11 protein-coding genes and 5 pseudogenes are annotated in these 18,926 nt (G+C 56.2%); 8 read left to right on the top strand and 8 right to left on the bottom strand.

Features of this window, described 5'->3' with window-relative positions; genetic code table 11:
• Positions 1-7: 7 nt before the first annotated feature.
• The 3 genes and pseudogenes from GM30_RS18280 to GM30_RS18290 all read right to left on the bottom strand — a co-directional run bounded on the left by GM30_RS18280 (position 8) and on the right by GM30_RS18290 (position 2,507).
• Entirely contained in the window at positions 8-502 is a 495-nt protein-coding gene (locus GM30_RS18280; protein WP_049849790.1) for a PTS sugar transporter subunit IIB, read from the bottom strand.
• Between the two features lie 10 nt (positions 503-512).
• Positions 513-941 carry a PTS sugar transporter subunit IIA gene (locus GM30_RS18285; RefSeq protein WP_049849791.1) on the bottom strand — a complete coding sequence of 143 codons (429 nt, stop codon included), beginning with the start codon at positions 939-941 and terminating at the stop codon, positions 513-515.
• Between the two features lie 2 nt (positions 942-943).
• A pseudogene (locus GM30_RS18290) lies at positions 944-2,507 on the bottom strand (class I mannose-6-phosphate isomerase).
• Between the two features lie 188 nt (positions 2,508-2,695).
• On the opposite strand from GM30_RS18290, the gene GM30_RS18295 reads away from it, so the two are divergent.
• The 6 genes and pseudogenes from GM30_RS18295 (at position 2,696) to caiF (ending at position 10,419) form a co-directional block, all read left to right on the top strand.
• Entirely contained in the window at positions 2,696-3,703 is a 1,008-nt protein-coding gene (locus GM30_RS18295; protein ID WP_049849792.1) for a LacI family DNA-binding transcriptional regulator, read from the top strand.
• 134 nt (positions 3,704-3,837) lie between these two features.
• Positions 3,838-4,659, top strand: a complete 822-nt coding sequence (gene dapB / locus GM30_RS18300) for a 4-hydroxy-tetrahydrodipicolinate reductase (protein ID WP_049849793.1) — start codon at positions 3,838-3,840, stop codon at positions 4,657-4,659.
• Positions 4,660-5,115: 456 nt separating this feature from the next.
• Entirely contained in the window at positions 5,116-6,264 is a 1,149-nt protein-coding gene (carA, locus tag GM30_RS18305) for a glutamine-hydrolyzing carbamoyl-phosphate synthase small subunit (RefSeq protein WP_049849794.1), read from the top strand.
• Between the two features lie 17 nt (positions 6,265-6,281).
• A pseudogene (gene carB, locus GM30_RS18310) lies at positions 6,282-9,440 on the top strand (carbamoyl-phosphate synthase large subunit).
• A gap of 140 nt (positions 9,441-9,580) precedes the next feature.
• Positions 9,581-9,814, top strand: coding sequence for a YgdI/YgdR family lipoprotein (locus GM30_RS18315; protein ID WP_049849795.1), 234 nt, complete (start codon positions 9,581-9,583; stop codon positions 9,812-9,814).
• A gap of 209 nt (positions 9,815-10,023) precedes the next feature.
• Entirely contained in the window at positions 10,024-10,419 is a 396-nt protein-coding gene (gene caiF, locus GM30_RS18320) for a carnitine metabolism transcriptional regulator CaiF (RefSeq protein WP_049849796.1), read from the top strand.
• 64 nt (positions 10,420-10,483) lie between these two features.
• Here caiF and caiD read toward each other — a convergent pair.
• The 5 genes and pseudogenes from caiD to caiT all read right to left on the bottom strand — a co-directional run bounded on the left by caiD (position 10,484) and on the right by caiT (position 16,723).
• A pseudogene (gene caiD / locus GM30_RS18325) lies at positions 10,484-11,250 on the bottom strand (crotonobetainyl-CoA hydratase).
• Positions 11,251-11,270: 20 nt separating this feature from the next.
• Positions 11,271-12,806: a crotonobetaine/carnitine-CoA ligase gene (gene caiC, locus GM30_RS18330; RefSeq protein WP_049849797.1), complete on the bottom strand. Its 1,536-nt coding sequence runs from the start codon at positions 12,804-12,806 to the stop codon at positions 11,271-11,273.
• Between the two features lie 62 nt (positions 12,807-12,868).
• Positions 12,869-14,089 carry an L-carnitine CoA-transferase gene (caiB, locus tag GM30_RS18335; RefSeq protein ID WP_049849798.1) on the bottom strand — a complete coding sequence of 407 codons (1,221 nt, stop codon included), beginning with the start codon at positions 14,087-14,089 and terminating at the stop codon, positions 12,869-12,871.
• 60 nt (positions 14,090-14,149) lie between these two features.
• A pseudogene (gene caiA / locus GM30_RS18340) lies at positions 14,150-15,287 on the bottom strand (crotonobetainyl-CoA dehydrogenase).
• Between the two features lie 42 nt (positions 15,288-15,329).
• Positions 15,330-16,723, bottom strand: a pseudogene (gene caiT / locus GM30_RS18345) (L-carnitine/gamma-butyrobetaine antiporter).
• Between the two features lie 445 nt (positions 16,724-17,168).
• On the opposite strand from caiT, the gene fixA reads away from it, so the two are divergent.
• Positions 17,169-17,942 carry a putative electron transfer flavoprotein FixA gene (gene fixA / locus GM30_RS18350; RefSeq protein ID WP_049849799.1) on the top strand — a complete coding sequence of 258 codons (774 nt, stop codon included), beginning with the start codon at positions 17,169-17,171 and terminating at the stop codon, positions 17,940-17,942.
• Positions 17,943-17,953: 11 nt separating this feature from the next.
• Positions 17,954-18,877: an FAD-binding protein gene (locus GM30_RS18355; protein WP_049849800.1), complete on the top strand. Its 924-nt coding sequence runs from the start codon at positions 17,954-17,956 to the stop codon at positions 18,875-18,877.
• The last annotated feature ends 49 nt before the right edge of the window (positions 18,878-18,926 follow it).

The following is an 18,926-nucleotide window of genomic DNA, read 5'->3' on the forward strand; positions in this document are numbered from 1 at the left end:
CTGCTCCTTATTTCATTTTTTGTCGGGCGTCCTGCCAGCTGTAGTAGCTGGCGTCCGGTACCAGACGGAATTCAATGTGATGGCCATGGGCGCTCAACCAGTCGAAAGCGGCAATTTCCCCGGCATTGACTGACTGATTCGGACCAATGGTGACCGTGTCAGCGCGGGCGCTCATCGGGCCAACATTGATTTTGCCGTTGCTGTTTTTGAGGCTAATGCCTGCCTGTTCTATTTTTTGCAGCGTGACTGGTGATTTGCCGATGACGAAATAGCGCTTATCGCTGGCAATCACCTTGGGCAGTTTCTCGATCGCGGTGGCGGTATCAAACAGCCACACTTTGGTATCGGAAACCGCCCCTTTCATGACCGAAGAGAGCAGCGGATCGGCCGCGACGGCATCATCTATCGCCACGATGCCATCACAGGGCAGCTCTTTGGCCCAGCGTGTGACGAGCTGCCCATGAATGACGCGGTCGTCAATACGTACAAAGGAAATGCTCATGATGGGCTCCTTAAAAATCGTCAGACTGGACGCGGGTGTTGGCCTCGGCCACGACCAGCGTTGGTTGAGTCAGGGCGAGCAACTGTGCTGCCGCAGCGTTAACATCCCGCAAATTCAGTACCTCATCGGTCTGCAGCAGCATCGGGAGATTAACTCCGCCAATGACGTTCACTGGTGGTGCCACCTCCGGGGAAAATGCATACTGACAGGCGACGTTCCACGGCGTGCCGCTCTGCATATCGCACAGTACCAGCACGCCGTCAGCGCCCCGGCTGGCGGTATCCAGTACCTGAGCGAAGTCCTGCTTAAAGCCTTCAATGCCTTTTTCACCGGTCAGCGTCACGGTAAACACGTGCGGTAACGCGCCGTAAACCATTTCGGCGCTCTCCCGCATCGCGGTCGCCAGCGGGCCATGAGAAGCCACAATCACATGAATCATCGTTATCCCCTTACCCAGGCTTTCACCGTCGCCAGCGGTTGACCAACCCCTTTGCCCCACGGCGTGATACGGTACTCGCCGACGGATGCTGGAATGATGAACGTTTCGGCGTAGTGCACCACAAACGGTTCGAACGCGCCGCTCGGGCTTTCCACACGCGCTTCCGCCCCTTCCACCAGGTTGAGGACGTTCACGCCGCCGTCAGTATGGTGGGTGACCGGGCCGGTAAACCAGTGGCGGCGGGTTTCGATAAATTCGCGTTCGTGCAGCCCGGTTCGCTCTTCGCGCCAGCCGTCGCCTTCTGCGATGGCATCAATGCGGTTCACCAGATGCTGATGCACCCATTCGGTATCGCGCTGCCAGTCAATGACCTGCTCGCCGTGGTCGAGATGCACCGGACGCGGCAGCCCGTCGAGGCCAAGCCGTCCCCAGTCCCACAGCTTGAAGGTGAAAATGTATGGCGTGGCGCTGATTTCCAGCACCATGGTGCCTGCGCCGGAGCAGTGTACGGTCCCCGCCGGGATCAGAAAATGATCGTGCTTGCGTGCCGGGATCTGATTGACGAAGCGCGCGTCATCAAACGCTTTCTCGCCCCGCGCAGCCTGACGTAGATCGTCAAACATCGCCTGCGGCTCGGGGCCGCTGCGCNGCACCGGGTTCGGCATCGAGAATGTAGTAGCTCTCATCCTGGGTGTAGTGCATCCCGAACTGCTGCTGAATGTATTCCGTCAACGGATGCACCTGAAAACTCAGATTTTGCCCGCCAATAGTGTCGAGAAAATCAAAACGGATCGGGAATNAACCGCGCATGCACTTTTTCGCCCAGTAGCGCGCGGGGGTACAGCAGCACCAGGTCCAGAGAGGGGATCTCGATCCGCACGTCGCCAAACCGCATCAACAGGCTGTTTTCCTCGGGCACGCAGTCAAAACACCATGCGTAGTTGGGCTTCATGGGATCGAGATCGAATTGTTGTTTCATCCACTGGCCACCCCAGACGCCGGGGTCGAAAAACGGCACGACGCGGAAGGGACGGCGGGGGAGCTGTTCCAGCCCGGNNCCACACCCCAGTTGCCGAGCTCACCGCTGCGCATGCGTTGCTGGATCTCCCAGCGTGGCAAATCGGCATACACCAGCACATCGCCAGAGTGGACCAGCGCAGCACCCGGGCCATAAACAATCACCAGTTGATTAGCGGACATTTCCACCTGTTTTTGCAGCGCGGCGAGGGCAGCCGGGTCGAAAAATTCAGGCAACTGGTGACAGGAGAGCACGCCAAACACCCGATCGTCAGTCAGGTTGCGGGCCAGCAGCGTGTGCAACGTCTGTTCATCACGGCGCGCGGTTTCGGCGTTGATCCAGGTGGCGGTACTGAATTCAGTCTTCAGCGCCTGCTCCAGCTCTTCGAGCCGGACGCCAGGATAGCAGTCGATCACCAGTACGTTTTTCGCCTGTTTCGCAAGGCGAGGGCGTAGTTCAGCGATAATCGCTTCCCAACCGCGGCAGGCGTGTTGCTCGTAGCCCTGCACGGCCACTTCGGGATATTTATCGTAGGTCGTCTTTTTCATTAGCCAACTCCATCGTCGTTAAAATAAGATTAATCGATTAACCTTAATGTGGAAGAGTGGTTAACGCGATTAACCTGTCAAATCCCGCAGGAAATGGCCTTCTCAAACAGAGAGTGTGAAGTGCTTCACAAGGAAAAATGCAATTTACAGGTTATTCGATTAATCTGGAGGGAATGAAGGAGGATGTTATGACCACAGTGACGCTGGCGCAGGTCGCCGGAATAGCAGGTGTCTCAACCGCCACGGTGTCGATGGTGCTGCGCAACCGCGGGCGCATTTCGCAGGCGACCCGGGAGCGGGTGCTGAAGGCGCTGGACGAATCCGGTTATGTCTACAACCAGACCGCCGCTAATTTACGCAACCGCAGCAGTAATCAGGTCGGTCTGCTGCTGCACGACATCACCAACCCGTTTTACGGTGAAATGACAGCTGGCTTAAGCCATGAAATGGAACGCCATGAAATGCTGCTGTTTCTGGCGAACAGTGAAGAATCCGAAGAGCGGCAGCAGAAGTTTGTCGACTCACTCATGCGCAATAACGCCTGCGGCATGGTGCTGTGCGCTGCGCGAGAAACTCCGCAGGCGTTTTTCGACGGGCTCAAACGGCGCAATATCCCGGCCATTATGGTGGTGCGCCCGTTAAACGATCCTGATTTTGATTTTGTCGGCACCGATAACTTTCTCGGCACGCAGATGGCGACCACGCATTTGTTGCGGCTGGGGCATAAGCATATCGCGTTTATCGGCGGCAGCCTCAGTTCCGGTACCCGTTCGCAGCGCATTGGCGGTTACACCAGCAAGCTGCTGGAGAGTGGCATTTCGCCTAATCCTGAATGGATAGTCACCTCGCAGGCCAGCCAGAGCGACGGTGCGCGGGTGGCGGAAATGCTGTTCAGCCAGTTCCCGCAGATTACGGCTGCCGTGTGTTATCAGGACATTGTCGCGCTGGGCGTGATGCAGGCGCTGCGCAAAATGGGGCGAGAGGTCGGGCGTGATTTTGCGCTCGTGGGCTTCGACGACATCACCGAAGCCGCGCTGGTACAACCGGCGCTGACCACCGTCTCGGTTGCGGCAAAAGAGATCGGTCGTAAGGCAGGAGAGCTGCTTTACAGTCGGATTCAGGGCAATGACGAGCCACCGAAACGCATCATCCTGCCACCGGCGCTGGTTATCAGGGAATCCTGCGGTTTTCGCTGAAGGTGATGTTTTTTACTGATATCACATGCTGCTTCACGTTAAATTCTAATTATTGGCGTTTTCAGATGGCGACTTCAGCAGAGGCTGGTTACTCTGAAAAACGGTTTACCTGAAATCAACACAAGAGAATAGATATGCATGATGCACAAATCCGCGTCGCCATTGCGGGCGCGGGCGGACGTATGGGGCGTCAGTTAATTCAGGCGGCGGCACAACTTGATGGTGTACAGCTGGGCGCAGCGCTGGAGCGTGAAGGATCTTCCCTCCTCGGAAGCGATGCGGGTGAGCTGGCAGGGGTTGGGAAAACTGGCGTCACGGTGCAAAGCAGCTTGCAGGCGGTAAAAGACGATTTTGACATTTTTATCGATTTTACCCGCCCGGAAGGCACGCTGGCGCATCTGGCATTCTGCCGTGAAAACGGCAAAGGCATGGTCATTGGCACCACCGGTTTTGACGACGCTGGCAAACAGGCCATTCAGGTCGCTACGCAGGATATCGCCATCGTATTCGCCGCGAATTTCAGCGTGGGCGTTAACGTCATGCTCAAGCTGCTGGAGAAGGCGGCGAAGGTGATGGGCGATTACACCGACATTGAAATCATTGAAGCACACCATCGCCATAAAGTGGATGCGCCGTCAGGCACCGCGCTGGCGATGGGCGAAGCCATTGCGCAGGCGCTGGATAAAGATCTGAAGGATTGCGCGGTTTACAGCCGGGAAGGGCACACCGGCGAACGCGTGCCGGGCACCATCGGTTTTGCCACCGTCCGGGCGGGCGATATTGTCGGCGAACATACCGCCATGTTTGCCGATATCGGCGAGCGTATCGAGATCACGCATAAAGCCTCCAGCCGAATGACGTTCGCCAATGGTGCGGTTCGTTCAGCGTTGTGGCTGAAAGGCAAGAAAAACGGACTTTTTGACATGCGTGATGTACTGGATTTGAAAAATTTGTAGTAGTTGTTACCCATCGTGATGTGGTATTAGCAGTCATAATTGCTTGATTGCATAGGGCAATAGTCTTATTGCCCTTTTATTTTTCTCCGTTACGCTAATGTTTCTGTATTAAAAGCCTGTTTTTCTGTATTTCCTCTTTGTTTTGTGTTGATAAATTGTAAATTTTGACCAAATGGTCCACTTTTTTACGTTCACGACGCATGATTCACATTCTTTTTGCCGCGCAAGCGTTTTCCGAACTGACTTTGACGATCTTTTTGCCTGTTAAAAAGACATAACATCACCAGTGGCGCAAAATAAGCATCAAAATTGGTGTTTTGAGTTGACTTTTACCCCTCGAATCTCCAGAATGCCGCCGTTTGCCAGAAATTCGCGGGCAGCAGATTTGCATTGATTCATGCTATAGTTGTGAATTAATATGCAGATAAAGTGAGTGAATATTCTTTGGAGGGTGTTTTGATAAAGTCAGCGCTATTGGTTCTGGAAGACGGAACCCAGTTTCACGGTCGGGCCATAGGGGCAACAGGCACGGCGGTTGGGGAAGTCGTTTTCAATACTTCAATGACCGGTTATCAAGAAATCCTCACTGATCCTTCCTACTCCCGCCAAATCGTCACTCTTACTTATCCTCATATCGGTAATGTCGGCACCAACGCCGCTGATGAAGAATCCTCTCAGGTACATGCACAAGGTCTGGTCATTCGCGACCTGCCGCTGATTGCCAGCAACTTCCGCAACACCGAAGATCTCTCTTCTTACCTGAAGCGTCACAATATTGTGGCGATTGCCGATATCGATACCCGTAAGCTGACGCGTTTGCTGCGCGAGAAGGGCGCCCAGAACGGCTGCATCATCGCCGGTGATAACCCTGACGCTACCCTGGCGCTGGAAAAAGCCAGGGCGTTTCCGGGCCTGAACGGCATGGACCTGGCGAAAGAAGTGACCACCGCCGAGAACTACAGCTGGACCCAGGGAAGCTGGACGCTGGCCGGTGACCTGCCGGAAGCAAAGAAAGACGACGAACTGCCGTTTCACGTCGTCGCCTACGATTTTGGCGCCAAGCGCAACATCCTGCGCATGCTGGTGGATCGCGGTTGCCGCCTGACGGTGGTGCCAGCGCAGACCTCTGCCGAAGACGTGCTGAAAATGAACCCGGACGGCATTTTCCTCTCCAACGGTCCCGGCGACCCGGCACCGTGCGATTACGCCATCGCGGCGATTACATCGTTCCTCGAAACCGAGATTCCGGTATTCGGCATCTGCCTCGGCCACCAGCTGCTGGCGCTGGCGAGCGGTGCGAAAACCGTCAAAATGAAGTTTGGCCACCACGGCGGCAACCACCCGGTGAAAGATATCGATAACAACACCGTGATGATCACCGCGCAGAACCACGGTTTTGCGGTGGATGAAGCGTCGATGCCCGCCAACCTTCGCGTCACCCATAAATCGCTGTTTGACGGTACCCTGCAGGGGATTCATCGCACCGACAAACCGGCGTTCAGCTTCCAGGGCCACCCTGAAGCGAGCCCGGGCCCGCACGACGCGGCGCCGCTGTTCGATCACTTCATCGAACTGATCGAGACCTACCGTAAGACCGCTAAATAATCAGGAGCTGAGAGAAAATGCCAAAACGTACCGATATTAAAAGCATCCTGATCCTTGGCGCTGGCCCGATTGTGATCGGCCAGGCCTGCGAATTTGACTATTCCGGTGCGCAGGCGTGTAAAGCGCTGCGTGAAGAGGGTTACCGCGTTATCCTCGTGAACTCCAACCCGGCGACCATTATGACTGACCCGGAAATGGCTGATGCGACCTACATCGAGCCGATTCACTGGGAAGTGGTGCGCAAAATCATCGAAAAAGAGCGTCCGGACGCGGTGCTGCCGACCATGGGCGGCCAGACGGCGCTGAACTGCGCGCTGGAGCTGGAACGTCAGGGCGTGCTGGCGGAGTTTGGCGTCACCATGATTGGCGCGACCGCCGACGCGATTGATAAAGCCGAAGACCGTCGCCGTTTCGACGTCGCGATGAAGAAAATCGGCCTCGACACCGCGCGTTCCGGCATCGCTCACACCATGGACGAAGCGCTGGCCGTGGCGGCTGACGTGGGTTATCCGTGCATCATCCGTCCGTCCTTCACCATGGGCGGCACCGGTGGTGGTATCGCCTGGAACCGCGAAGAGTTTGAAGAGATTTGCGAACGTGGTCTCGACCTTTCCCCGACCAACGAGCTGCTGATTGATGAGTCGCTGATCGGCTGGAAAGAGTATGAAATGGAAGTGGTGCGCGATAAAAACGACAACTGCATTATCGTCTGCTCCATTGAAAACTTCGACGCCATGGGCATTCACACCGGTGACTCCATCACCGTCGCCCCGGCGCAGACCCTGACCGACAAAGAATACCAAATCATGCGTAACGCCTCGATGGCGGTACTGCGTGAAATCGGCGTGGAAACCGGTGGCTCTAACGTGCAGTTCGCGGTGAACCCGAAAAACGGCCGCCTGATTGTGATCGAAATGAACCCGCGTGTCTCCCGCTCCTCAGCGCTGGCGTCTAAAGCCACCGGCTTCCCGATTGCCAAAGTGGCGGCGAAACTGGCGGTGGGTTACACCCTCGACGAACTGATGAACGATATCACCGGCGGTCGTACCCCGGCCTCGTTCGAGCCGTCCATCGACTACGTCGTCACCAAAATCCCGCGCTTCAACTTCGAAAAATTCGCCGGTGCCAACGACCGCCTGACTACGCAGATGAAATCGGTCGGTGAAGTGATGGCGATTGGCCGCACGCAGCAGGAATCGATGCAGAAAGCGCTGCGCGGTCTGGAAGTGGGCGCGACCGGTTTCGACCCGAAAGTCAGCCTCGACGACCCGGAAGCGCTGACCAAAATCCGCCGTGAGCTGAAAGACGCAGGCGCCGAGCGTATCTGGTACATCGCTGATGCCTTCCGTGCGGGGCTGTCTGTTGACGGCGTGTTCAACCTGACCAACATCGACCGCTGGTTCCTGGTGCAGATTGAAGAGCTGGTGCGTCTGGAAGAGAAAGTAGCCAATGTCGGCATCAACGGCCTCGACGCTGACTTCNNAAGCGCAAAGGCTTTGCCGATGCGCGTCTGGCAAAACTGGCAGGCGTGCGCGAAGCGGAAATCCGCAAGCTGCGCGACCAGTACGACCTGCACCCGGTTTATAAGCGCGTCGACACCTGTGCGGCGGAATTCGCCACCGACACGGCGTACATGTACTCCACGTATGAAGACGAGTGCGAAGCGAATCCGTCCGTCGACCGCGAAAAAATCATGGTGCTCGGCGGCGGTCCTAACCGTATCGGTCAGGGCATTGAGTTCGACTACTGCTGCGTACACGCCTCACTGGCGCTGCGCGAAGACGGTTACGAGACCATCATGGTCAACTGTAACCCGGAAACCGTGTCGACCGATTACGACACCTCCGACCGCCTGTACTTCGAGCCGGTGACGCTGGAAGACGTACTGGAAATCGTCCGCATTGAGAAGCCGAAAGGCGTTATCGTGCANNGTTCCGGTTATCGGTACCAGCCCGGACGCGATTGACCGCGCCGAAGACCGCGAGCGCTTCCAGCATGCGGTTGAACGTCTGAAGCTGAAACAGCCTGCCAACGCCACCGTATCGGCCATTGAGCAGGCAGTGGAGAAAGCGAAAGAAATCGGTTATCCGCTGGTGGTGCGCCCATCGTACGTGCTGGGCGGCCGCGCGATGGAAATCGTCTACGACGAAGCGGATCTGCGCCGTTACTTCCTGACCGCGGTTAGCGTCTCCAACGACGCGCCGGTGCTGCTGGATCACTTCCTCGATGACGCGGTGGAAGTGGACGTTGACGCTATCTGCGACGGCGAAACGGTGCTGATTGGCGGCATCATGGAGCACATTGAGCAGGCGGGCGTGCACTCCGGCGACTCCGCGTGTTCACTGCCGGCGTATACCCTGAGTCAGGAAATCCAGAACGTGATGCGCCAGCAGGTGCAGAAGCTGGCCTTCGAACTGCAGGTGCGCGGCCTGATGAACGTGCAGTTTGCGGTGAAAGACAACGAAGTCTATCTGATTGAAGTCAACCCGCGTGCGGCGCGTACCGTGCCGTTCGTCTCCAAAGCCACCGGCGTACAGCTGGCGAAAGTGGCGGCGCGCGTGATGGCAGGCAAAACGCTGGCACAGCAGGGCGTCACCAAAGAGGTGATCCCGCNNTCAGTGAAAGAAGTGGTGCTGCCGTTCAACAAGTTCCCGGGCGTTGACCCGCTGTTAGGGCCAGAAATGCGCTCCACGGGTGAAGTGATGGGCGTGGGCCGCACTTTCGCGGAAGCGTTCGCTAAAGCGCAGCTCGGCAGCAACTCGACGATGAAGAAAAACGGTCGCGCGTTGCTCTCCGTTCGCGAAGGCGACAAAGAGCGCGTGGTGGATCTGGCGGCCAAGTTGCTGAAACAGGGCTTTGAGCTCGATGCGACCCACGGCACGGCGATTGTGCTCGGTGAAGCCGGTATCAACCCGCGTCTGGTGAACAAAGTGCATGAAGGGCGTCCGCATATTCAGGACCGTATCAAGAATGGCGAATACACCTACATCATCAACACCACCGCAGGACGCCAGGCGATTGAGGACTCCAAGCTGATTCGCCGCAGCGCGCTGCAGTACAAAGTTCATTACGACACCACGCTGAATGGCGGTTTCGCCACCGCCATGGCGCTGAACTCCGACGCCACCGAGAAAGTGATTTCGGTTCAGGAAATGCACGCGCAAATCATGAAGTAAGTGTTACACCCCGGCGGGCGTTCGTTCGCCGGGCGATTCCCCCTCTTCAGAGTGTTCTGGTTTTCCCGCTTAAGTGTGTCCGTTAGCCTAAAATGGTTAGACAGATCATTATTTTTAACGAAAAAGCAGGGAGAAACACCATGCGTAATAAACTACTGATGAGTTCCATTTTGGCAGCAGCTGCACTGTTCACCGTGGCGGGTTGTTCATCCAACCAGGCGATGAAAACCACCGATGGCCGTACGATTGTGACCGACGGTAAACCGCAAGTGGATGATGATACCGGCCTGGTATCGTACAAAAATGCAGAAACAGGCCAGACAGAACAAATTAACCGTGATCAGGTTAAAACGATGGGTGAACTGGATAATTAACCCTGTGCAGTGGCGTTTGCCACTGCTTTCTGTCGTTTACTGCCGCTAATTTTCAATATTGTTCCAGGGACGTCGCGGTTCACAAAAATCACCGGGTTGCTTCGTTATTATCTTTCCAATAACCTTACTTTTAGCATGGCTTTGATGCGGTATACTACCGTGGCTTAAGCCCCGCCAGAGAATTGTTGGCTTGATAGAATGGAGTATCTATGTGTGAAGAATATATCGATAAACCGCTGTATTTGTTAATTGCCGACTGGATGATGGCGCAAAATCGTTGGATTACTGCCAGAGAAATCTCTATCGAATTCGACATCGAACATAGCAAAGCAATTAATACCCTCTCCTACATTCTCGCCGAAGTGGGCGAAATCGAATGTGAAACCAAAATGATCCCCAATAAGCTGGCCGGTCGCGGCTGCCAGTGTCAGCGTCTGGTGAAAGTGAAGAACATCAGCCCCGCGCTCTATTCCCGGCTGAGAACCAGCCGTCTGGCAAAAGAGGTGGTGTGCGATAACACGCCGCGTCTGTCCGTCGTGCCGCCGGGTGAGCTTAACCGCGAGCAAAAGTGGCAGTGGATGCTGTCAAAATCCATGCGCCGCTAAGGTGACATCCACGACTGACTCCTGTCTGCGGAAATGCTCCGGGCGAGCCGGAGCATAGCGCGGGTTATCTGCCTTTCCACTGCGGCTCGCGTTTTTCAGCGAACGCCAGCGGGCCTTCGCTGGCGTCTTCGGAGTGCAGCACGTCAGGATAATGCTTCAGCACGCCGCTGCGCATCAGCCGGTAGCCCTCTTCAACGGTCAGTTCGCTGGTGGCGCGGTAGATCTCTTTCAGCGCCGCAACGGCCAGCGGGGCGCTGGCGGTGATTTGCGACGCCAGCTCGCGGGCGCTTTCCATCAGCGTATCCGCGCTGACCACCCGGTTGACGATCCCCCAGCGCAGCGCTTCCTGGGCATCCATTCGCCGTCCGGTCATCACCATTTCGTTGACGATACACGGCGGCAGATGTTTCGGCAGGNNGGCACGATGCCGAGTTTGGCTTCGGGCAGCGCAAAGCTGGCGTTTTCCGCGCAGACAATCATGTCCGCCGCCAGCGCCAGTTCGAAACCGCCGCCAAAGGCGTAGCCGTTAACCGCGGCAATGACGGGCTTATCGAGGTTAAAAATTTCAGTCAGTCCGGCGAAGCCACCGCGGCCAAAGTCGGCATCCGGTGCTTCGCCTTCGGCGGCAGATTTCAGATCCCAACCGGCAGAGAAAAACCGTTCGCCCGCGCCGGTGATGATGGCGACGCGCAGTTCGGGATCGTCGCGAAATTGCAGAAAGACCTCGCCCATTTCATAACTGGTTCTGGCGTCAATGGCGTTGGCTTTCGGTCTGTCGAGGACAATTTCCAGAATCACGCCATTGCGAGTCAGGTGTAATGAATCGCTCATGTTTTCATTCCTTTCGGTCATTATTTCAGGTGTTTTTTGATTACCTTTCCCGAGCAGTTGCGCGGTAGATCCTGACGAATTTCCAGTAATGACGGCACCTTGAATTTCGCCATTTTTTTCTCGCACCAGCAGAAAAACGCGCTTTCGTTCAGCGTTTCTCCTTCGTTGAGCACGATAAAGGCTTTGATTCCCTGATCGCGGATGCTGTCGGCCACGCCGATCACCACCGCCTCCATAATTTGCGGATGCGACGAGAGAATGTTTTCGATTTCGCTGCAGGAGACGTTTTCGCCGCCGCGCTTGATCATGTTGCTACTGCGATCGACGAAATAGAAAAAGCCTTCGGCGTCGCGATAGCCGTAATCGCCAGTGTGCAGCCAGCCGTTGTCATAGGCTTTTGCGGGGGTGTAATAGGCTTTGAACAGGGTTTTACCCGGTTCGCCTTTGACGCAGATCTCGCCCGTTTGCCCGTCCGGCAGCCGCTGGTTGTTGCTGTCGCGGATCTCCGCTTCATAACAAAAACCGGGGCGACCTATCGACGGCCAGCGGCGCTTGTCACCGGGGCGATCGCCAATCAGACCCACGATGGTTTCCGTCATGCCGTACGAGGTCAGCAGCCTGACGCCGAAGCGGAAAATAAACGCGTCTTTTTCTTCTACAGAAAGGTTGAGATAGAACAGCACGTCACGCAGACGGTGCTGCTTTTCGTTTACCGCCAGCGGCTGCGCCATCAGCGTGCGGATCATCATCGGGATACATTCGGTGATGGTCGCCTGGTGCCGGATGATTTGCCCCCAGAAGGCGCGGGCGCTGTATTTTTCCAGCAGCACGAAGGTGGCCCCGGCGGAGAACGCCGCCATCGCCGCCGTGCACTGGCAGTCAATGTGAAACGCGGGCATCACGGTCAGGTAGATGTCGTCCTGCCGCAAGGCGGTCTGCCAGGCGGTGTAATAGCCGGCAAAGCGCAGGTTGTAATGGGTGATGATCACCCCTTTCGGCTGCGACGTGGTACCGGACGTAAACAGGATCTCCGCCGTATCGCAGGTCGACAGCGGTTCGACATGCAGCAGCGTGGCGGGCTGCTGTGCGTGACGCTGGCGAAAATCGAGCATAGTGCCGGGGCAGGGGGTGTCGCTAATCAGCAGCACGTTTTCCAGCGAGGTGTGTTGCTGCGCCAGAATGCCCTGATACATGGCGCAGAAGTTATCGGTGGTCACCACCATGCGCGGCTGGCAATTCTGCAGCAGCCAGGTGCTTTCGTCACACAGCAGACGCGCGTTGATCGGCACCATAATGGCGCCGATTTTTGCCAGCCCGAACCAGCAAAAAATGAATTCCGGGCAGTTATCCAGATGCAGGGCAACCCGGTCTCCCTTTTGAATACCGAGAGAGTGGAAGAGATTCGCGGTACGGTTGATGTCCTCATTCAGGCCGCGGTAGCTGAACTGCCGCACGTCGCCGAGGGCGGATTCAAAAATCAACGCTGTTTTGTCGCCATAAACTTCCGCCAGATCGTCCCACATCTGACGCAAATTCTGCTCACCAATCAGATCCATTCGTTCTGTTTCCACGCTATGTCGCTGCGCCGCCGGCCCCCCGGCCAGGCGGCTACAGACGATTACTCTGTGACTTTTGCCAGCCCTTTTTCGACCAGCGCCTGAATCTCTGCGGCGCTGTAGCCGATATTCTGCAGGATGGCGGCGGTATCCATGCCGTGGTCCGGCATGCCGCGCCAGATCTGACCCGGGTTATTCTTGAATTTCGGCATTACGTTCGGCCCGCGGCAGGTGTCGCCATGTATGGTTTGCCATTGGGTGATGGATTCGCGGGCCACATACTGCGGGTTGTGCTCCAGCTCCGGGATGGTCAGCACTTTCGCGCAGGCGATGTTCAGCTCCGCAAAGCGGTTCTGCACCTCTTCGATGGTGCGCGCGCCAAGCCATGCATCCAGTTTCTCTTCCACCAGCGGGCCGTACGGGCACTCGACACGATGAATCAGTTGCGTACCCTGTGGGACTTCCGGCGTGCCGAGCAGATGTGCCAGACCAATATCCTTAAAGGACTCTTCAATTTGCGTAATCCCCACCAGTTCCATGACGATGTAACCATCTTGGCAGGTGTAAAGACCACAACCGGCATAGTACGGATCTTTGCCTTTGGTCATGCGCGGGCAAATCTCGCCGCCGTTGAAATAGTCCATCATGAAGTACTGCCCCATGCGCAGCATGACTTCGTACATCGCGATATCAATGCTCTCGCCTTTGCCGGTGGCTTTCGCTTTATACAGTGCGGCAAGGGCGGCGGTGGTGGCCGTCATGCCGGAGAAATAGTCGGCGGTATAGGGGAACGCGGGCATCGGCTGGTCTTTGTCGCCGTTCTGGATCAGATAGCCGCTGAACGCCTGGGCGATGGTGTTATACGCAGGAAGATTAGTGTACTGCGGATCGCCGAATTGACCGAAGCCGGACAGGTGCGCGATCACCAGCGCCGGGTTGCGCGCCCACAGCACGTCATCGGTGATGCCGCGGCGGGCGAAGGCCGGGCCTTTACTGGCTTCCACGAAGATATCGGTGGTTTCCATTAGTTTGAGGAACGCCTCGCGGCCTTCGTCTTTGAAAATGTTCAGCGACAGCGCGCGCAGGTTGCGGCGTGAAAGCTGAGGGTAGTTGGGTTGTACGCGGATAGTGTCAGCCCATGCGACGTTCTCTATCCAGATAACCTCCGCGCCCCATTCGGCAAACATCTGTCCGGCAAACGGACCGGCGATTTCGATCCCGGAAAAGACCACGCGAAGCCCGGCCAGAGGGCCAAATTCGGGCATGGGTAAATGCGCTGTCATAACTTCACCTCGTAATGATATCCCTGAGGCCTCCGGGACCGTCCCCGGAGGCTTTGATGGTTAACGGTACTGTTTCAGCACCGCGCGGCCGAGTGTCAGGATCTGCATTTCGTCCGATCCGCCGGAGACGCGATCGACGCGCAGATCGCGCCAGAAGCGGCTAATGCGGTGATTACCGGCAATCCCCACGCCGCCCAGCACCTGCATCGCGGTATCGACCACCTCAAACGCCGCGTTGGCGCAGAAGTATTTGCACATTGCCGCATCGCCCGAGGTGATGGTGCCTTCATCACTTTTCCATGCAGCTTCGTACAGCATGTTTTTCATCGAGTTCAGCTTGATGGCCATGTGCGCAAACTTCTCCTGAATCAGCTGGAAGCGGCCAATGGTCTCGCCGAACTGCACGCGCTGATTGGCGTAGCGTGCCGCATCTTCAAACGCGCACATCGCCGTACCGTAGTTGGTGAGCGCCACGAGGAAGCGCTCATGATCAAACTCCTCTTTCACACGGTTAAAACCGTTGCCTTCGCGGCCAAACATGTCCGTTTCGTCCAGCTCAACGTTGTCGAAGGTAATTTCGCAGCAGCTGTCCATGCGCAGGCCAAGCTTTTCCAGCTTGTTGACCTTCACGCCTGGCTTCGTCATGTCGACGAACCACTCGGTGAAGATGGGTTTATCCGGTGAGGCGGCATCACGCGCCATCACCACCAGGTATGGAGTGTACGCACTGCTGGTGATGAAGCACTTGCTGCCGTTAAGATAAACCTTACCATTTTTGCGTGTATAATGGCTCTGCAGACTGCCCACATCGGAGCCCGCGCTCGGCTCAGTGATTGCCGAGTTCCACATCTGTTTACCCGTTCCGCGAAACGCCATGATCTTGTCGATCTGCGCCTGCGTCCCTTCGCGCAGCACGGTGTTAAACCCGCCGGGCAACTGGTACAGCACATAGGTTGGGGCACCCAGACGGCCCAGTTCCATCCACACCGCCGCCACGGTGACGAAACCGGCCTCCAGTCCGCCGTGCTCTTCCGGGAAGACTGTCGATACCCATATCCGCCAGCGCTTTAACGAAGCGCTCCGGGTAAATGCTATCGCGGTCGCATTCAGCGAAATACGCTTCCCAGTTTTCGCTGGCCATCAGCTCGCGAATACCGGCGACAAACAGTTCCTGCTCGTCATTCAGTCTAAAATCCATCTCAATAACCTCTTAAATGTGTCGTGTTGTCCGTGGAGAGAATCAGTCTTTCCAGTGCACTTTGGCGTCTTTGATAAAGGAGAGCGTGACCATAATGTTGACGAAAAACAGCGGGCAGCCCCCGGCGATAATGGCCGTCTGAATCGGTTTTAATCCGCCCAGCGCCAGCAGCACGATGCCAATCACGCCGACCAGGATGGACCAGCCGATACGCACCAGTAACGGCGGGTCGTCNNCGCCGCCCAGGTTTCGATAATGGCGCGCGGAACGCCATGCTGTTCAATCAGTTGCGGAATATTGATGATGTTCTGGTCGATCAGCAGCAGCGTGTTGCTGCCGAGAATGGTCCACAGCAGCCAGGTCGCGGCGGTCAGACCGGCCACCATCCCCAGACAGAGTTCACGCACGGTGCGCCCTTTCGAGATGCGCGCGAGGAAGATACTCATCTGAATGGCGTAGATCACCCACCAGGCCCAGTAGAAGACGGTCCAGCCCTGCGGGAACCCGCCTTTGGCAATCGGGTCGGTATAGAACAGCATGCGTGGCAGGTACATCATCAGCGTACCCACGGAGTCCGTGAAGTAGTTCATGGTGAAGCTGGCACCTGCCACGATGAACACCCAGCCGAGCATCAGGAAACTCAGGTAGCTGCGCACGTCGCTGGCGATTTTCACCCCTTTCTGCAGACCGCAGGCCACGCAAATCGCGTTGAGCACGATCCAGCAGAAGATGATGATGGCGTCCAGCTCCAGGGTATGCGGAATGCCGAACAGGAACTGAATACACTCGGTGACCAGCGGCGTCGCCAGGCCGAGGCTGGTGCCCATCGCGAAGATCAGCGCGACGAGGTAGAAGTTGTCAATAATGGTGCCGACGAGGCCTTTCGAATGTTTTTCACCGATCAGCGGGATCAGGGTGCTGCTGGGGCGAATCACATCCATTTTGCGCACGAAAAAGAAGTAGGCAAAGGCCACCGACAGGAAGCTGTAGGTTGCCCACGGTAGCGGTCCCCAGTGCAGCAGGCTGTAAGCCAGACCCATCTCTTTCGCCTGGACGGAGTAAGGCGCAAAGCCGAACGGCGGCGAGGAGATGTAGTAGTAAATTTCAATCGAACCCCAGAACAGGACAGCGGCTGATGTACAGGAGGCGAACATCATGAAAATCCAGCTGGCCGTGCTGAACTCCGGCGGCTCGTCGCCGAGGCGTTTTTTGGCATAACGACCGAAAATCAGCCAGAACCAGCCGCCAAACATCACGACCATATACCACTCGAATGCCCATCCCCAGACATTGGTGACATAACTGAAGACCGCATTAATCACGTTATTTGCTGCGTCGAGATCGCGGACCGTTAACCAACATAATATGCCGACGATAATTAAGGGTGGGAAAAATACTTTTGGCTCTATTCCCACTTTTTTCTTTTCTTTGTTCATAAATAGATTCCAGTTTCATTTTGCGGATGACGTAAATTAATGTGCATTACATTATCCTGCTGGCGTTTTTACCTGGGAAATAACGAGGTTTTAAATATTCATTAACATAAATCACAACATACCTGAGATTATGATGGGTATTAACAAGTGCTAATTCTGTTATGACGGTCACATTCTGGCTGGCGCTGAATTTGCGCTCTCTACTCTGTTTGAGGTATTGCATTATTTTTATGTAAAAACAAATAGTTGTATTTTTTGGTGGCTGAAAATGGCCTGAATGTCTTTCAATATTGGTGAGTGCTTTAACAATATTGAACGTTAATCCTCAAAAAGAATAACCTGTTCAATATTGGTGACTGAGGTTTTATTTTTTCGCGTGTGTTCATGGTACTTGTATTTTCATTGCCGCCATTGAAGACAGTAGATTAATATATCAGGAGATGTAATGAAGATTATTACATGCTATAAGTGCGTTGCCGATGAGCAGGATATTACGGTGAATAGCGCTGACGGTTCGCTGGATTTTTCCCGCGCCGCCGCCAAAATCAGCCAGTACGATCTGAACGCCATTGAAGCGGCGAATCAGCTTAAACAGCAGATGCCGGACGCACAGGTGATTGCGCTTAGCGTGGGGGGCGAGGCGCTGAACAACGCCAAAGGGCGTAAAGACGTGCTTTCCCGCGGCCCCGATGAGCTGGTGGTGGTCGTTGACCCTCAGTTTGAACAGGCGTTACCCCACCAGACTGCGGCCGGGCTGGCAGCGGCGGTGAATAAACTGGGCTTTGACCTGATCCTCTGCGGCGATGGTTCCGCCGATCTGTATGCCCAGCAGGTGAGCCTGCTGCTTGGCGAGGCGCTGCAGGTGCCCGCGCTCAACGGCATCAGCCAGATTATCTCATTAACCCAGGATGCCGTCGTGGTGATGCGCGAGCTGGAAGAGGAAACCGAAACGCTGACGGTACCGTTACCGGCGGTGCTGGCGGTTTCCACCGATATTAACGCGCCGCAGATCCCATCGATGAAGGCGATTCTGGGCGCGGCGAAAAAACCGGTACAGGCATGGAGCGCCGCCGATGCAGGCCTTGGGCAGATTGAGGCGCTTTCAGCACAACAGGTCACCGCGCCGAAACAGAAAGCCCGTCAGCACATCATCATTGAAGGCGATGGTGACGATCACATCGCGGCCTTCGCCGATCATCTGCGCAAGCTCATCAAATAAAAGGGGGTGTTATGAGCAAATTTTCCAGTGTTTGGGTTTTCAGTGACACCCTTTCCCGCCTGCCGGAACTGATGGGCGGCGCAAGCGTTCTTGGCGACGCCGTTCAGGTCTTTACGCTCAACGATGAACAGAGCGCCAGCGCGTTCCGGCTGGGTGCCACGCAGGTGTGGCAACTGACCGGCAAACCGGACGACCGCATCGTTGAGGATTATGCCGATGCGATGGCGTCAACCTTAAAAGGTGAGGAGAACGGCGGGCTGATGCTGCTGCCAAACTCCCGTCGCGGTAAGCTGCTGGCGGCCAGACTCGGTGCGCGTCTCAACGCGGCGGTCTCGAACGACATCGCCAGCATGAACGCTGACGGCGGCAAGGTGACCGCCCGGCATATGGTGTATGGCGGCCTGGCGTTTGGTGAAGAGACGTTGCATTCATCCTTTCAGGTAGTGACGCTTGGTACTGGCGCGTTTGATGCCGCGCAGCCGGACGCCTCACGCAGCGGAACGGCACAGCCGGTGCAGTGGATTGCTCCGGCAACGGCGGGGGGTCNGGAAAGCACTGCCGTGGATCTGGACAAAGCCCGGCTGGTGGTAAGCGTCGGTCGCGGTATTGGCAGCAAAGAGAACATTGCTATCGCCGCAGCGCTGTGCGAAACCATTGGTGCCGAACTGGCCTGCTCGCGCCCGGTGGCGGAAAACGAGAAGTGGATGGAACACGAGCGCTATGTTGGCATTTCGAATTTGATCCTCAAACCTGAACTGTATCTGGCGATCGGTATTTCCGGGCAGATCCAGCATATGGTGGGGGCCAGTGGCGCTCAGACGATCGTGGCCATTAACAAAGATAAGAATGCGCCCATCTTCCAGTATGCGGATTACGGCATCGTAGGCGATCTGTTTAAGATCCTTCCGGCCCTGACCCGCCAGCTGGCGAATTGATCCTTAACGGCAGAGCGGCACACGCGCTCTGCCGTGAACTGTCTGTACT

Origin of the sequence: Trabulsiella odontotermitis (genome assembly GCF_001188485.1) — a bacterium.
GTDB lineage: Bacteria > Pseudomonadota > Gammaproteobacteria > Enterobacterales > Enterobacteriaceae > Trabulsiella > Trabulsiella odontotermitis_A.

What these genes read in the sequence shown, in the direction of transcription:
- fixA (WP_049849799.1), top strand. Translation starts at nt 17,169, where the DNA reads ATGAAGATTATTACATGCTATAAGTGCGTTGCCGATGAGCAGGATATT.
- caiB (WP_049849798.1), bottom strand. Translation starts at nt 14,089, where the DNA reads ATGACAGCGCATTTACCCATGCCCGAATTTGGCCCTCTGGCCGGGCTT.
- GM30_RS18285 (WP_049849791.1), bottom strand. Translation starts at nt 941, where the DNA reads ATGATTCATGTGATTGTGGCTTCTCATGGCCCGCTGGCGACCGCGATG.
- caiF (WP_049849796.1), top strand. Translation starts at nt 10,024, where the DNA reads ATGTGTGAAGAATATATCGATAAACCGCTGTATTTGTTAATTGCCGAC.
- GM30_RS18315 (WP_049849795.1), top strand. Translation starts at nt 9,581, where the DNA reads ATGCGTAATAAACTACTGATGAGTTCCATTTTGGCAGCAGCTGCACTG.
- dapB (WP_049849793.1), top strand. Translation starts at nt 3,838, where the DNA reads ATGCATGATGCACAAATCCGCGTCGCCATTGCGGGCGCGGGCGGACGT.
- GM30_RS18295 (WP_049849792.1), top strand. Translation starts at nt 2,696, where the DNA reads ATGACCACAGTGACGCTGGCGCAGGTCGCCGGAATAGCAGGTGTCTCA.
- GM30_RS18280 (WP_049849790.1), bottom strand. Translation starts at nt 502, where the DNA reads ATGAGCATTTCCTTTGTACGTATTGACGACCGCGTCATTCATGGGCAG.
- caiC (WP_049849797.1), bottom strand. Translation starts at nt 12,806, where the DNA reads ATGGATCTGATTGGTGAGCAGAATTTGCGTCAGATGTGGGACGATCTG.